Source organism: Micromonospora sp. M71_S20 (assembly GCF_003664255.1).
Lineage (GTDB): Bacteria > Actinomycetota > Actinomycetes > Mycobacteriales > Micromonosporaceae > Micromonospora.
In genome coordinates this window covers 775,715-788,704 of record NZ_RCCV01000001.1, presented here as the reverse complement: position 1 = coordinate 788,704, position 12,990 = coordinate 775,715, and the positions used below count along the sequence as shown (strand labels likewise).

The following is a 12,990-nucleotide window of genomic DNA, read 5'->3' as shown; positions in this document are numbered from 1 at the left end:
GTGGTCGTCCGCTAGGTTGGTGGCATGACGCACGACCACCCTGACACGCCCGCCCGGGCGGTGTCCCGCCCCTTCGGGCGAGTGCTCACGGCCATGGTGACCCCGTTCACCGCCGACGGCTCGCTCGACCTCGACGGCGCCGCGCGGCTCGCCAGCCACCTGGTCGACGAGCAGGGCAACGACGCGCTGGTGGTCAACGGCACCACCGGCGAGTCGCCGACCACCACGGAGGCCGAGAAGGAACAGCTGATCCGGGCCGTGGTGGAGGCCGTCGGTGACCGCGCCAAGGTCGTGGCCGGGGTCGGCACCAACGACACCCGGCACACCATCGAGCTCTCCACGGCCGCCGAGAAGGCGGGCGCGCACGGCCTGCTCGTGGTCACCCCCTACTACAACAAGCCGCCGCAGAGCGGCCTGCTGCGGCACTTCACCGCCGTCGCGGACGCCACCGGGCTGCCGGTGATGCTCTACGACATCCCGCACCGGGCGGGCGTGCCGATCGACACCGAGACGATGGTGCGCCTGGCCGAACACGCCCGGATCGTCGCGGTGAAGGACGCCAAGGGGGACCTGACCGCCACGAGCTGGGTCACCAGCCGGACGAACCTCGCCTTCTACAGCGGCGAGGACTCGCTCACCCTGCCCTCGCTGGCCGTGGGCGGCGTGGGCGTGGTCGGCACCTCGACCCACTTCACCGGCGCGCTCACCAAGCAGATGATCGAGGCGTACGACGCGGGGGACACCGCCACCGCGCTGAGCCTGCACCGGCGGCTGCTGCCGCTGTTCACCGGCATCTTCCGTACCCAGGGCGTGATCCTGGTGAAGGCGGGCCTGGCGGCTGCCGGGCTCCCCGCCGGGCCGGTGCGTTCGCCGCTGGTCGACGCGACCGACGACGAGATCGCCCAGCTCCGCGCCGACAGCGCGGCGGCGGGCGTGGAACTTTCCGAATGACCGAACGACACGACGGACGCCGAGTGACGGCGTCGCAGAATGAGGTGGACGCGTGACCGAGGCGCACTTCGAGACGGAACTGCCCCCGCCACTGCCGGAGGGTGGGCTGCGGATCATCCCGCTCGGCGGGCTCGGCGCCATCGGTCGCAACATGACCGTCTTCGAGTACGACGGCAAGCTGCTGGTGGTCGACTGCGGGGTCCTCTTCCCCGACGTGGAGCAGCCCGGGGTCGACCTGATCCTGCCCGACTTCGGTCCGATCCTGGACCGGCTCGACGACGTCCAGGCGATCGTGCTGACCCACGGCCACGAGGACCACATCGGCGCGGTGCCGTACCTGCTCGCGCACAAGCCCGACATCCCGCTGGTCGGCTCCCAGTTCACCCTCGCCCTGGTCGAGGCGAAGCTGGCCGAGCGGCGGATCCAGCCCTACACGCTGACCGTGCGGGAGGGCGGCCGGGAGCGGCTCGGCCCGTTCGAGTGCGAGTTCTTCGCGGTCAACCACTCGATCCCCGACGCGCTCGCGGTGGCCATCCGCACGCCGGCCGGCCTGGTGCTGCACACCGGCGACTTCAAGATGGACCAGCTTCCGCTGGACGGCCGGATCACCGACCTGGCCGGCTTCGCCCGGCTCGGCGCCGAGGGCGTGGACCTGCTGCTCTCGGACTCCACCAACGCGGAGATCCCCGGCTTCGTCACCCCCGAGCGGGAGATCGGGCCGGTGCTCGACTCGATCTTCGCGAAGGCCAAGGGGCGGATCATCGTCGCGTCCTTCGCCTCGCACGTGCACCGGGTGCAGCAGGTGTTCGACTCCGCCGCCGAGCACGGCCGCAAGGTCGCCCTCATCGGCCGGTCCATGGTCCGCAACATGGGCATCGCCCGTGACCTGGGGCTGCTCAACATCCCGTCCGGGCTGGTCATCGGGATCGAAGAGGCGACGAACATGCCGCCCGAGCAGATCGTGCTGATGTCCACCGGCTCGCAGGGCGAGCCGATGAGCGCGCTGGGCCGGATGGCCAGCGGCGACCATCGCCACATCACCATCGCCCCCGGCGACACCGTGGTGCTCGCCTCGTCGCTGGTGCCCGGCAACGAGACCTCGGTCTACCGGGTGATCAACCGGCTGGCCCGGGCCGGCGCCGTGGTGGTGCACAAGGACGTGGCCAAGGTGCACGTCTCCGGTCACGCGCCCGCCGGCGAGCTGCTCTACCTGCTCAACGTGGTCCGGCCCAGCAACCTGATGCCGGTGCACGGCGAGTGGCGGCACCTGCGCGCGCACGCCCGGCTCGGCATCGAGTCCGGCGTCGCCCCCGACCGGGTGGTGCTCTGCGAGGACGGCGACGTCGTCGACCTCGTCGAGGGCCGGGCCAGCCTGGTCGGGCACGTGAAGAGCCGCTACGTCTACGTCGACGGCCTCGCCGTCGGCGACGTCAGCGAGTCGCTGCTCACCGAGCGCCGGATCCTCGGCGACGGCGGGTTCATCGCCACCACCGTGGTGGTCGACTCCGTGACCGGCAAGGTGGTGGGCGGCCCGACCCTGTCGGCGAAGGGCTTCTCGGAGGACCCGGAGGCGTTCAGCCCGGTGATCCCGCTGGTCACCGAGGCCCTGAACCGGGCGGCCTCCGACGGCATCACCGACCCGCACCAGCTCCAGCAGATCGTCCGACGCACCGTGGGACGGTGGGTGAACGACGCGTACCGGCGTCGGCCCATGATCGTTCCCACCGTCGTCGAGGTCTGACCCCGCGCCGCCGCGACGCCCGCCCGCACCCCGTGTGCCGGCGGGCGTCGCCGTAGGGCGGGCCGCCCGGCTCAGGGCAGGGCGGCCACGGCCTGGGCGTACGCGACGCCGGTCTCCACGGCCGCGTCGAGCAGCACCGTGAGCTGGGCCGGGGCCACCCCGTGCGCCAGGTCGGTGGCGACGTGACCGGCCAGCAGCAGCTCGCCCTCCCGCTCGTGCACGTACGCCTTCGGCAGCAGCCGGTCGTGGTTCCAGGCGTTGCAGAAGGCGTACGCCTCCGCGAGCCGGTCGGCCGGTAGGCGGCGGTTCGCCACGGACCGGGCCTGGAGGATCTCGCCACGCTCGCCGGCCCGCCGGAACTGGATCAGCGCCTCGCCCCACCGGCCCGTCACGGCGCCACGGTCGTCGACGGCGTACCGGTCCCCGCGCCGGTCCAGCTCGGCGGTGATCATCGCCAGGCTCAGCGGGCGCGGCTCCCCGTCCGGCGGGTCCTCGTGGGGCGGGTCGTCGGCGTCGTCGTCCGGGTCGTCGTCGGGCGGCAGGGGCACCGGCGCGGCGGCCGGCCGTTCGGCCAGCCAGGACGCGATCCGGCCGGACTGGTGGCCGGTGCCGTTGCGGGCGTCGAAGCTGCCGGCCAGCGCGGTGGCCACCCCGAGCAGGGTGGCGCCGAGCGTGGCCACGTCGAGTTCGGCGGCCGGACGCACCCCGTACGCCGGGCGGTGCACCGTCCGCCCGCCGAGCCCCGCCTCCACGGCGAGGGCGCAGACCAGCGCCCCGGCGGCGGCGAACTCCATCGCGGACAGGTCGTCGTGCGGCCGGTCCAGCCGGGGCAGCTGCTCGGCGAGGACGTCGAGGCCCCGGGCGGGGTGCCCGGCCAGCGCACACCACCGCAGGTGCGTCGCGAGGAACCCGAAGGCGGCCCGCTCCCGCCGGTGCCGCCGGTACGCCCGGACGTGCGCCTCGGCCGCTCGCTCCGGCTCCCCGGCCCGCAGCCAGGACAGCAGCCCGGCGACCAGCGTCCGCTCCGGCTGCTCGGTGCAGTCGACGCCGCCGGGCGGGGAGTCCTCCAAAGCGGCCAGCGCGGCCCGGTGGTCGCCCCAGCCGGCGAGCAGTTCCGCCCGTCGGGCCGACGCGCAGTCCGGGCAGCCACCGACCGGTCCCGGACCGGCCGTCGCCCAGCGGTCGTACCACCGCCGGGCGGTGGGCTCGTCGCCGAGGTGGTCGGCGACGCGGCAGCGCAGCTCGGCGACCACCGCCGGGTCGTCGGCGGCGCGCGCGGCGAGGTCGTCCAGCATGGAACGGGCCTGGTCCAGCCCGACCCGGGGCGAGCCGAGCAGGGCCTCGACCGCGTACCGTCGGTGGCGCCGCAGCAGCTCGGCCTGGTCTCCGGCCAGCAGGTCGGGGCGGCGCTGGGCGGTGGCGAGGCAGCGGCGCACCGGCTCGACCAGCCGCCACCGTTGCCCGTGCAGGAGGTACGCCTCGATCAGCGCGAACCGGGCCGCCAGCGCCGTCCGGTCGTCGCCCGTGGCGTCGGCGTGCGCGGCGATCCGTTCCAGCTCGGTGCTGCGGGCCTCGCCGTCGGGGGTGTCGCGGGCGTCGGCGAGCGCTCCGGCCAGCGCGGGGTCGGGCTGCCGGCCCCCGCGCCGCAGCCCGCTCCACCAGCCGGGCAGCCCGAACGGGTCGAGGCCGCGCCCGGCCAGGCCCTCGCCCTGACCCGTCACGCCACCACCCCGCCGGGCAGCCGGGCCACCTCGGTGGCGAGCTGGCAGCCGGTGGCGATGCCGCAGTCGAGCAACTGGTCGAGCTGGTGGGCGGTGACGCCGCGCTCCAGGTCGGTGATGACCTCGCCGCAGATCCGGGCCCGCCCGTCGTCCTCGACGTGCACGAACGCCTTCGGCCAGAGCCGGTCGTGGTTCCACGCGTTGCAGAAGGCGTGCAGCGCCGGCACGTACTCGATGGGGAACGCCGGCGCGGTCAGGGTGCGGACCTGGAGCAGCTCGCCGTTGGCGCCGGGGCGCAGGAACCAGATCAGGCTGTCGTCCCAGCGGCCGACCAGGTCGCCGTCGGCGTCGGCCCCGACGTGGTAGCCCCGGCTGCGCAGCACGGCGGCGATCAGCTCGCCGGTCAGCGGTTCCAGCGCCCCCGGGTGCCCGGCCAGCGGGCCGTCCCGACCGTCCTCGGTTTCCGGCGACGCCATGGGGGCAACCCTTCTGAGGCAGATATCACGTGACGCGGCGGGCCCGCGCTGCGACACGCGGACACGACCCGGAAAGGCGGCGATCTGCCGGGTCACGCCATTAGGTTGATGCTATGGCGGGCCGTACCTCTCAGGCGAGCCGGCGGCGCGGCGCGTCGCCGCGTGGCACCACGAACAGTCGTGCCCGTCAGCCGGCGAAGAAGGCCGGCCGGGCGGCGCCCCGGCGGCGGCCGGCGGCCCGGCCGGGCCCGGGTCCGATCGTCGGGCAGGCGGTCCGCGCACTGTGGATGGGGATGGCGCACGGCGTCGGCTGGGCGTTCCGGCAGGCCGGCTCCGCCCGGGGGCTCGACCCGGAGCAGCGCCGTGACGGCGCGGGCCTGCTGGTCTTCGGCCTCGCCCTGCTCAGCGCGGTGGCCCTCTGGTTCTCCGGCGCCGGCCCGGTCGGCGCCCGGCTGGCCGACACCTTCCGGCTCTTCCTCGGGGCGATCTCGGTCGTGGTGCCGGTGCTGCTGATGATCGGCGCCTGGCGGCTGATGCGCGAGCCCGTCGATCCCGAGCACCGTGGCCGGGGGCTGGTCGGCTGGACGTCCATGCTGGTCGCCACCGCCGCGATGCTGCACATCGGACAGGACCCGGCCGACGCGGGCCAGCGCGACTTCGCCGGCGGCCTGGTCGGCGCCGGCGTCGGCAGCCTGATGGAGCGGGCGGTCACCGCGTGGGTGGCCGTGCCGCTGCTGATCCTGCTGCTGGTCTTCGGCCTGCTGGTGGTCACCGCGACCCCGATCAACAAGGTTCCGGAGCGGCTCGGCCTGCTGTTCGGCACCCGGATCGCCCCGCCGGTCGTGGCGGAGACGGACGAGGAGCCCGCCAGGCCGGCGCCCCGCAAGCGCCCGGCGAAGCGGGCGGCCCCGCCGCCGCCCGAGCCGGGGGAGTTCGACGACGACCTCGACGGGGTGGACCTCCAGGAAACCCTGGTGCTGCCCCGCAAGCCCCCGGGCAAAGTGCCGGCCAGCCGCAAGCCGGCGGAGCCGCCGGAGCACTCGCCCGCGCCGACGCGGGCCGAGCAGCTCGCGCTGACCGGGCTGGCGGGCGACTACACGCTGCCGCCGGCGAACATCCTCGGCAGCGGCGCGGCCCCGAAGTCCCGGAGCAAGGCCAACGACGAGGTGATCGTCGCGCTCACCGGCGTCTTCGACCAGTTCGGCGTGGACGCCGCCGTCACCGGGTTCACCCGCGGCCCGACCGTCACCCGCTACGAGGTGGAGCTGGGCCCCGGCGTCAAGGTCGAGCGCATCACCCAGCTCTCCCGCAACATCGCGTACGCCGTGAAGTCGCCGGACGTGCGGATCCTCAGCCCGATCCCGGGCAAGAGCGCGGTCGGGGTGGAGATCCCGAACACCGACCCGGAGAACGTGGCGCTCGGCGACGTGCTGCGGTCGCGGGCCGCCACCAGCGACCACCACCCGATGGTGGTGGCGCTCGGCAAGGACATCGAGGGCGGCTACGTGGTGGCCAACCTCGCCAAGATGCCGCACATCCTGATCGCCGGCGCGACCGGCGCGGGCAAGTCGTCCTGCCTGAACTCGCTGCTGGTGTCCATCCTCACCCGGGCCACCCCGGACGAGGTGCGGCTGCTGCTGATCGACCCGAAGCGGGTCGAGATGACGGGCTACGAGGGCATCCCGCACCTGGTCACCCCGATCGTGACCAACGCGAAGAAGGCGGCCGACTCGCTGGAGTGGGTCGTCCGCGAGATGGACATGCGCTACGACGACCTCGCCGCCAACGGGGTCCGGCACATCGACGACTTCAACCGCAAGGTGCGCAACGGCGAGATCAAGGCGCCGCCGGGCAGCGAGCGGGAGATGCGCCCGTACCCGTACCTGCTGGTGATCGTGGACGAGCTGGCCGATCTGATGATGGTCGCCCCGCGCGACGTGGAGGACTCGGTCGTCCGGATCACCCAGCTCGCCCGCGCGGCCGGCATCCACCTGGTGCTGGCCACCCAGCGTCCGTCGGTCGACGTGGTCACCGGCCTGATCAAGGCCAACGTGCCGTCGCGCCTGGCGTTCGCCACCTCCTCGCTGGCCGACTCGCGGGTCATCCTCGACCAGCCGGGCGCGGAGAAGCTGCTGGGTCGCGGCGACGGCCTGTTCCTGCCGATGGGCGCCTCGAAGCCGATCAGGATCCAGGGCGCCTGGGTGACCGAGCGCGAGATCGCCGACGTGGTGAAGTTCTGCAAGGACCAGCGCGAGCCGGAGTTCCGCCCGGACGTGCTCGTCGCGCCGGACGCCGGCAAGAAGAAGATCGACGAGGAGATCGGCGACGACCTCGACCTGCTGGTGCAGGCGGTCGAGCTGGTGGTCACCTCGCAGTTCGGTTCGACCTCGATGCTCCAGCGCAAGCTGCGGGTCGGCTTCGCCAAGGCGGGGCGGCTGATGGACCTCATGGAGACCCGGGGCGTGGTCGGCCCGTCGGAGGGGTCCAAGGCCCGTGACGTGCTGGTCAAGCCGGACGAGCTGGAGGAGGTACTGGTCGGCCTGCGCGGCGGCGAGGACTAGGACGGGCCGGCCGCTGATGGCGCGGGGGCGTTCCCGGTCGTCACGGCGGGGCTGAGCCGGGCAACCGCCCGACAGGGCGCACAGACGACGGGCCCGCCGGCACGCCGGCGGGCCCGGTCTTCGCCCGGGGGAGCGGAGGTCAGTTGTTGACGAGCGCGTTGATGATCAGCAGGCTGATGACGATGGCGGCCACGTTGGCGGCGGCGGCGTACCAGCCGAGCGGCTTGTCGCCGAGCACGGCGCCGACGATGCCCAGGACCAGCCCGATCACGCCGAAGACGAGCGGGTTGAGCAGGAGCGCGAGGACCGCGAACACGAAGCCCAGGATCGTGCAGATGCGGGCGGCGTTGGTGCGCGGGCGGGCGGTCGAGTGCATGTTGGCCATTGTCTGCCTCCGTGGGTGAGAGCCTTTCCGGTGCCAGGCACAGCTCTACCCACTGTGGTCTTCCGTCACGCCTCGCCCCGCAAGACGCCGGTCAGTGGAAGACCTTCAGGCCGACGACGCCGGCGACCACCAGCAGCAGGCAGGCGATCCGGGGCAGGCTGGCCGGCTCGTTCAGCGCGAGCATCCCGACCAGGGCGGTGCCGACCGCCCCGATGCCCACCCAGACGACGTAGCCGGTGCCGACCGGGATCTCGCGCAGCGCGTACGCCAGGCCGGCCATGCTGAGCACCAGGGTCACCACGAAGACCAGCGACGGGACGAGCCGGGTGAAGCCGGCGCTGCGGTCGAGGGCGATCGCCCACGCGGTCTCGAGAAGTCCGGAGATCACCAGAACGATCCAGGCCATGGAAGATCACCTCTGCGTAGGCGCCCGGACCATCGGGCCGGGAAGAGTGGGCTCGGTACACACACGCGGGGCGTCTTGGCCTGACCGGGTACGCCCACCACTCGTCCGGGGCGACCTCGGGCCGCCACGACCGACGGTAGCACCGGCGGGCGGTGCCCGGGGTGAGCCGGGCCACCACGGGTTGACGTGAACCTCGCTTCAACTTGCAGTATCGGGGTATGCCGCTGCTCTTCTCCGATCCCGAGGTCGCCGCCGCGCTGGACGCCCCCACCACGGTCGCCGCGATGCGGGACGCCCTGCTCGCCGCGTACGCCGGCCGCCTGGTGGCCCCGCCCCGGGCCGCCGCGCCGCTGGGCGGAGGACGGATGGTGCTCACCGCCGGCCACCTCACCGGCGAGTGGTACGGCTACCGCTCGTACGACACGTTCGGGCACCCGGAGAGCGAGCAGGTGGTCGTGCTGCACGACGGGCGTACCGGGGCGGTCCGGGCGGTGGCGGTCGGGGAGGAGCTGGGCTCCCGGCGTACCGGCGGGCTCGGCGGGGTCGCCGTGGACGCCCTGGCCCGGCCGGACGCCGCCACCCTGGGCGTGATCGGCTCCGGCGGGCAGGCGTGGACCCAGGTCTGGGCCGCCGCCGCCGTCCGCCCGCTGCGCGAGGTCACCGTGCACAGCCGCTCCGCCGCCCGGCGGGAGGCGTTCGCCGCCCGCGTCCGCGCCGAGCTGGGCGTGCCGGCGCGGGCGGTGGGCTCGGCGCGGGCCGCCGTCCGTGACCGCGACATCGTGGTGCTCGCCACCACCGCCGTCGGCCCCGTGCTCGACGCCGCCGACCTGGCCCCCGGCACCCACGTCAACACGGTCGGCTTCAAGCAGGTCGACCGGCACGAGTTCGGCACCGACCTGCTGGACGCCGCCGACCTGCTGGTCACCGACTCGCCGGCGCAGGCGGCAGCGTACGACCCGCCGATGCTGGCGACGCTGCCCGCGTACGCCGGACGGTTGCGCGACCTGGGCGCGGTGCTGGCCGGCGCCGTCGCGGGCCGGACCGGCGCGGACCAGGTCTCGGTCTTCTGCTCGACCGGCCTGGCCGGCACGGAGGTCTTCCTGCTCGACCGGCTGGTCGGGGTCGGCGCGGCGGCGGTCTGAGCCGGTCGTGGCGGCGGGAAGGGTGCGGCGGCCGGTGCGGGCGGCCCGCCGTTGACGGCCGCCGCCCACCCGCCCGGTACCCTCGGATGGTGTCTGCCACCTCCCCTTCCCCGACCGACGGCCGCCGTGTCGCCCTGCTGACCCTGGGCTGTGCCCGCAACGAGGTCGACTCGGAGGAGCTGGCCGCCCGGCTGCACGCCGACGGCTGGCAGGTCACCACCGACGGCGAAGGCGCCGACGTGGTGGTCGTCAACACGTGCGGCTTCGTGGAGAAGGCGAAGCAGGACTCCATCCAGACCCTGCTGGCCGCCGCCGACACCGGCGCCAAGGTGGTCGCCGCCGGCTGCATGGCCGAGCGGTACGGCCGCGAGCTGGCCGACAGCCTCCCCGAGGCGCAGGCGGTGCTGAGCTTCGACGACTACCCGGACATCGCCGCCCGGCTGGACGCGGTCGTGGCCGGCGAGCGGATCGGCGCGCACACCCCGCGCGACCGGCGTGAGCTGCTGCCCCTCACCCCCGTCTCCCGGCGGGACAGCGGGGTGTCGCTGCCCGGCCACGGCACCCCGGTGCGGGGCGTCACCGAGACCGACGAGCACACCCCGGCCCACCTGCGCCAGGTGCTGCGTCACCGGCTCGACACCGGTCCGGTCGCCTCGCTCAAGCTGGCCAGCGGCTGCGACCGGCGCTGCGCGTTCTGCGCTATCCCCGCCTTCCGCGGCGCCTTCGTCTCCCGTACGCCGGACGAGCTGCTCGCCGAGGCGGAGTGGCTGGCCAAGACCGGCGTACGCGAGCTGGTGCTGGTCAGCGAGAACTCCACCTCCTACGGCAAGGACCTGGGCGACCCCCGGGCGCTGGAGAAGCTGCTGCCCCAGCTCGCCGCGATCGACGGCATCGTCCGGGTGCGGGCGAGCTACCTCCAGCCGGCCGAGACCCGTCCCGGCCTGGTCGAGGCGATCGCCACCACGCCCGGCGTGGCGCCCTACTTCGACCTGTCGTTCCAGCACTCCAGCGAGCCGGTGCTGCGCCGGATGCGCCGCTTCGGCTCCACCGAGCGGTTCCTGGAGCTGCTGGCGAGCGCCCGCGCGCTGGCCCCGGCCGCGGGCGCACGGAGCAACTTCATCGTCGGCTTCCCCGGCGAGACCCGCGGCGACTACCAGGAGCTGGTCCGGTTCCTGACCGAGGCCCGGCTCGACGCGATCGGGGTGTTCGACTACAGCGACGAGGACGGCACCGAGGCCGCCGGGCTGCCCGGCAAGGTCTCCGCCGCCACGGTCAAGCGTCGCTACGACAAGCTCAGCGCGCTCGCCGACGAGCTGTGCTCGCAGCGCGCCGAGGAACGCCTGGGCTCCACGGTCGAGGTGCTCGTCGACTCGGTCGACGACGGCGTGGTCGAGGGCCGGGCGGCCCACCAGGCCCCCGAGGTCGACGGCTCGACCACCCTCGTCGCCCCGTCCGGCGGCGGAGTGGACCTGGCCGCGCTGCGCCCCGGCGACCTGGTGCGGGCGACGGTCACGGGCACCGAAGGGGTGGACCTGGTCGCGGTCCCGGATGAGATGATCTCGGCTGCGCCCGGCGCAACACGGTGACGGCGGGCCCGGAGGGAGCGGGGGAGCCACGTGGTGGGGTGTCAGGTGCGCCACGGAGGCCGGAGCGGGGTGCGGCGGTGACCGGGGCGACGGACTCGACTCCCGCGCCGGTGGTGGCCGGCGTGCCCGTGCTGAACGCGGCCAACGCGCTCACCGCGCTGCGGCTGGCCCTGGTGCCGGTCTTCGCGGCGTCCGTGGTCGCCTCGGCGATGAGCCACGCCGGCTGGCGGATGGTCGCCTGCCTGATCTTCGCCGTCGCCTCCGCGACCGACCTGGTCGACGGTTGGATCGCCCGCCGCTTCGCCCTGGTCACCTCGGTGGGCAAGGTCGCCGACCCGATCGCGGACAAGGCCCTCACCGGGGCCGCGCTGCTGCTGCTCTCCTGGTACGACCAGCTGCCCTGGTGGGTGACCGCCGTGATCCTCGTCCGGGAGCTGGGCATCACCGCGCTGCGCTTCTGGGTGATCCGGCACGGCGTGATCGCGGCCAGCCGGGGCGGCAAGATCAAGACTGCGCTCCAGATCCTGGCCATCACCTGGTACCTGTGGCCGATGCCGGACGCGCTGGCCGCCGTCGGCCCGTGGATCATGGCCGCCGCGGTCGGCGTCACGGTGATCACCGGCTTCGACTACGTCGCCCAGGCCCTCCGGCTCCGCCGCCCCGCCGCCTGACCCGCCGCCTGGCCATCTGACCGGCGCCCGTCCGTCCCCTCCCGTCCGGACCGGACGCCGTCGCCCGAAGCCCTCGCGGCGGAGGCCGACGGGGCAGCCGGGCCGCCCGCCCGCGCCCACGCCGGTCGGGAAGGATGAGTAGGGCCGGCGGGGCGGGGAAAGGATCCGGGACATGGACAGTGACGTTGACGGAGCGCGGCCGGTCGGGAGTCCGGCGGCCGGCGTGGTGCACAGCCTCTCGGAACGGCACGAGACCCTCGCCACCGTCGAGTCGCTGACGGGCGGCCTGCTGGCCGCCTCGATCGTGGAGATCGCCGGGGTCAGCGGGATCTACCGGGGCGGCCTGGTGGTCTACGCCACCGAGCTCAAGTCGCAGCTCGCCGGCGTGCCGGAGGACCTGCTGGCCGACAGGGGGCCGGTCGACCCGGACGTGGCGGTGGCCCTCGCGGAGGGTGGGCGGCGCCGCTGCGGGGCCGACTGGGGCCTCGCCACCACCGGGGTGGCCGGCCCGGAACCGCAGGACGGCAAGCCCGTCGGGCTCGTCTACGTCGCCGTGGCCGGGCCGTCCGGCACCCAAGTCCGGCAGCTCGACCTGGACGGCGGTCGCGACCACATCCGCTCCGCCGCGGTCGTCGAGGCACTGCGGCTGCTCGCCGCGCGGATCCACGGGACCGACGCTTCCGGGGCGGAGGAGGCCGACACCCCGGCGGCCGGGGTCGACGACGGGCGGGCCGACGCGGCTGGCGCAGGGCGCCGTTGACGCTCTCCCCGCGATCCGAGGGGCGGGGTGGGATGTCGTGGGGGCCCGCAACGGGTACGGTTGCGGGAAGGCTCCGACGACCGGTCCGGCTCGACGTGCCGGACGGGCCGCGTGGACGAGTGGTGTCCCTCAGGGGGAGGTGCGAATGGTCCTGCTACGCCGCGTGATCGGTGACGCACTGCGGGCGCGCCGGCAGGGGCAGCACCGCACCCTGCGCGAGGTCTCCTCCGCCGCCAACGTCAGCCTCGGCTACCTGTCCGAGATCGAGCGCGGCCAGAAGGAGCCCTCCAGCGAGCTGCTGGCCGCGATCTGCGACGCCCTCGGTGCGCGCCTGTCCGAGCTGCTGCGTGAGGTCAGCGACACCGTCGCCCTCGCCGAGCAGATGCCCGGCGTGCTCGTGCCGGTGCAGGACGAGCCGGCCGCGCCCGTCGCCGTGCGCAGGAGCACGGGCCGGGGCGTCCACCAGGTCAGCTCCGACGGCACGGTCGCCGTCCAGGTCCGCCAGGACTCCCCGCTCAAGGCCACCCTGCGCAGCTCCCGGGTCCGGGGCAGCGAGCGCGACGTGGTCTGCGCCGCCTGATCCACCCCCC

At 74.5% G+C, this 12,990-nt stretch carries 12 protein-coding genes and 1 riboswitch; of the genes, 8 read left to right on the top strand and 4 right to left on the bottom strand.

Annotation, left to right across the window (positions count from 1 at the left end; genetic code table 11):
- Positions 1-24 precede the first annotated feature (24 nt).
- Both dapA and DER29_RS03660 read left to right on the top strand, forming a co-directional pair.
- Entirely contained in the window at positions 25-951 is a 927-nt protein-coding gene (gene dapA, locus DER29_RS03665; RefSeq protein ID WP_121396029.1) for a 4-hydroxy-tetrahydrodipicolinate synthase, read from the top strand.
- Between the two features lie 52 nt (positions 952-1,003).
- Positions 1,004-2,692: a ribonuclease J gene (locus tag DER29_RS03660; protein ID WP_121396028.1), complete on the top strand. Its 1,689-nt coding sequence runs from the start codon at positions 1,004-1,006 to the stop codon at positions 2,690-2,692.
- 71 nt (positions 2,693-2,763) lie between these two features.
- On the opposite strand, the gene DER29_RS03655 is transcribed toward DER29_RS03660, so the two are convergent.
- Both DER29_RS03655 and DER29_RS03650 read right to left on the bottom strand, forming a co-directional pair.
- Entirely contained in the window at positions 2,764-4,413 is a 1,650-nt protein-coding gene (locus DER29_RS03655; protein WP_121396027.1) for a YbjN domain-containing protein, read from the bottom strand.
- A complete protein-coding gene (locus DER29_RS03650) occupies positions 4,410-4,889 on the bottom strand; it encodes a YbjN domain-containing protein (protein WP_121396026.1) in 480 nt (159 codons plus the stop codon). The genes DER29_RS03655 and DER29_RS03650 overlap by 4 nt, the downstream gene beginning before the upstream one ends.
- Before the next feature lie 113 nt (positions 4,890-5,002).
- Here DER29_RS03650 and DER29_RS03645 point away from each other — a divergent pair, with 113 nt between their 5' ends.
- Entirely contained in the window at positions 5,003-7,450 is a 2,448-nt protein-coding gene (locus DER29_RS03645) for a DNA translocase FtsK (RefSeq protein ID WP_121396025.1), read from the top strand.
- 139 nt (positions 7,451-7,589) lie between these two features.
- Here the strand turns inward: DER29_RS03645 and DER29_RS03640 are convergent, their stop codons facing one another.
- Both DER29_RS03640 and DER29_RS03635 read right to left on the bottom strand, forming a co-directional pair.
- Positions 7,590-7,835: a hypothetical protein gene (locus DER29_RS03640; RefSeq protein WP_121396024.1), complete on the bottom strand. Its 246-nt coding sequence runs from the start codon at positions 7,833-7,835 to the stop codon at positions 7,590-7,592.
- Positions 7,836-7,926: 91 nt separating this feature from the next.
- Positions 7,927-8,241 (bottom strand): multidrug efflux SMR transporter, encoded by a 315-nt coding sequence (locus tag DER29_RS03635; RefSeq protein ID WP_121396023.1) that lies wholly within the window; start codon positions 8,239-8,241, stop codon positions 7,927-7,929.
- 64 nt (positions 8,242-8,305) lie between these two features.
- A riboswitch (guanidine-III (ykkC-III) riboswitch) is annotated at positions 8,306-8,371 on the bottom strand.
- 88 nt (positions 8,372-8,459) lie between these two features.
- Between DER29_RS03635 and DER29_RS03630 the strand changes: the two genes are divergently transcribed.
- The 5 genes from DER29_RS03630 (at position 8,460) to DER29_RS03610 (ending at position 12,980) form a co-directional block, all read left to right on the top strand.
- The gene (locus tag DER29_RS03630) at positions 8,460-9,383 is read left to right on the top strand and encodes an ornithine cyclodeaminase family protein (RefSeq protein ID WP_121396022.1); all 924 of its coding nucleotides are present in this window, start codon (positions 8,460-8,462) and stop codon (positions 9,381-9,383) included.
- A gap of 86 nt (positions 9,384-9,469) precedes the next feature.
- Positions 9,470-10,969, top strand: coding sequence for a 30S ribosomal protein S12 methylthiotransferase RimO (rimO, locus tag DER29_RS03625; protein WP_121396021.1), 1,500 nt, complete (start codon positions 9,470-9,472; stop codon positions 10,967-10,969).
- A 77-nt stretch (positions 10,970-11,046) separates the two neighbouring features.
- A complete protein-coding gene (gene pgsA, locus DER29_RS03620) occupies positions 11,047-11,640 on the top strand; it encodes a CDP-diacylglycerol--glycerol-3-phosphate 3-phosphatidyltransferase (protein WP_121396020.1) in 594 nt (197 codons plus the stop codon).
- Between the two features lie 172 nt (positions 11,641-11,812).
- Positions 11,813-12,400: a CinA family protein gene (locus tag DER29_RS03615; RefSeq protein ID WP_121396019.1), complete on the top strand. Its 588-nt coding sequence runs from the start codon at positions 11,813-11,815 to the stop codon at positions 12,398-12,400.
- A gap of 145 nt (positions 12,401-12,545) precedes the next feature.
- Entirely contained in the window at positions 12,546-12,980 is a 435-nt protein-coding gene (locus tag DER29_RS03610; protein WP_121396018.1) for a helix-turn-helix domain-containing protein, read from the top strand.
- Positions 12,981-12,990: the final 10 nt, after the last annotated feature.

Excerpts from the sequence above, each read along its gene's own strand:
- dapA (WP_121396029.1), top strand. The coding sequence starts at position 25 with ATGACGCACGACCACCCTGACACGCCCGCCCGGGCGGTGTCCCGCCCC.
- DER29_RS03650 (WP_121396026.1), bottom strand. The coding sequence starts at position 4,889 with ATGGCGTCGCCGGAAACCGAGGACGGTCGGGACGGCCCGCTGGCCGGG.
- DER29_RS03645 (WP_121396025.1), top strand. The coding sequence starts at position 5,003 with ATGGCGGGCCGTACCTCTCAGGCGAGCCGGCGGCGCGGCGCGTCGCCG.
- DER29_RS03640 (WP_121396024.1), bottom strand. The coding sequence starts at position 7,835 with ATGGCCAACATGCACTCGACCGCCCGCCCGCGCACCAACGCCGCCCGC.
- DER29_RS03635 (WP_121396023.1), bottom strand. The coding sequence starts at position 8,241 with ATGGCCTGGATCGTTCTGGTGATCTCCGGACTTCTCGAGACCGCGTGG.
- DER29_RS03630 (WP_121396022.1), top strand. The coding sequence starts at position 8,460 with ATGCCGCTGCTCTTCTCCGATCCCGAGGTCGCCGCCGCGCTGGACGCC.
- rimO (WP_121396021.1), top strand. The coding sequence starts at position 9,470 with ATGGTGTCTGCCACCTCCCCTTCCCCGACCGACGGCCGCCGTGTCGCC.
- DER29_RS03615 (WP_121396019.1), top strand. The coding sequence starts at position 11,813 with ATGGACAGTGACGTTGACGGAGCGCGGCCGGTCGGGAGTCCGGCGGCC.
- DER29_RS03610 (WP_121396018.1), top strand. The coding sequence starts at position 12,546 with ATGGTCCTGCTACGCCGCGTGATCGGTGACGCACTGCGGGCGCGCCGG.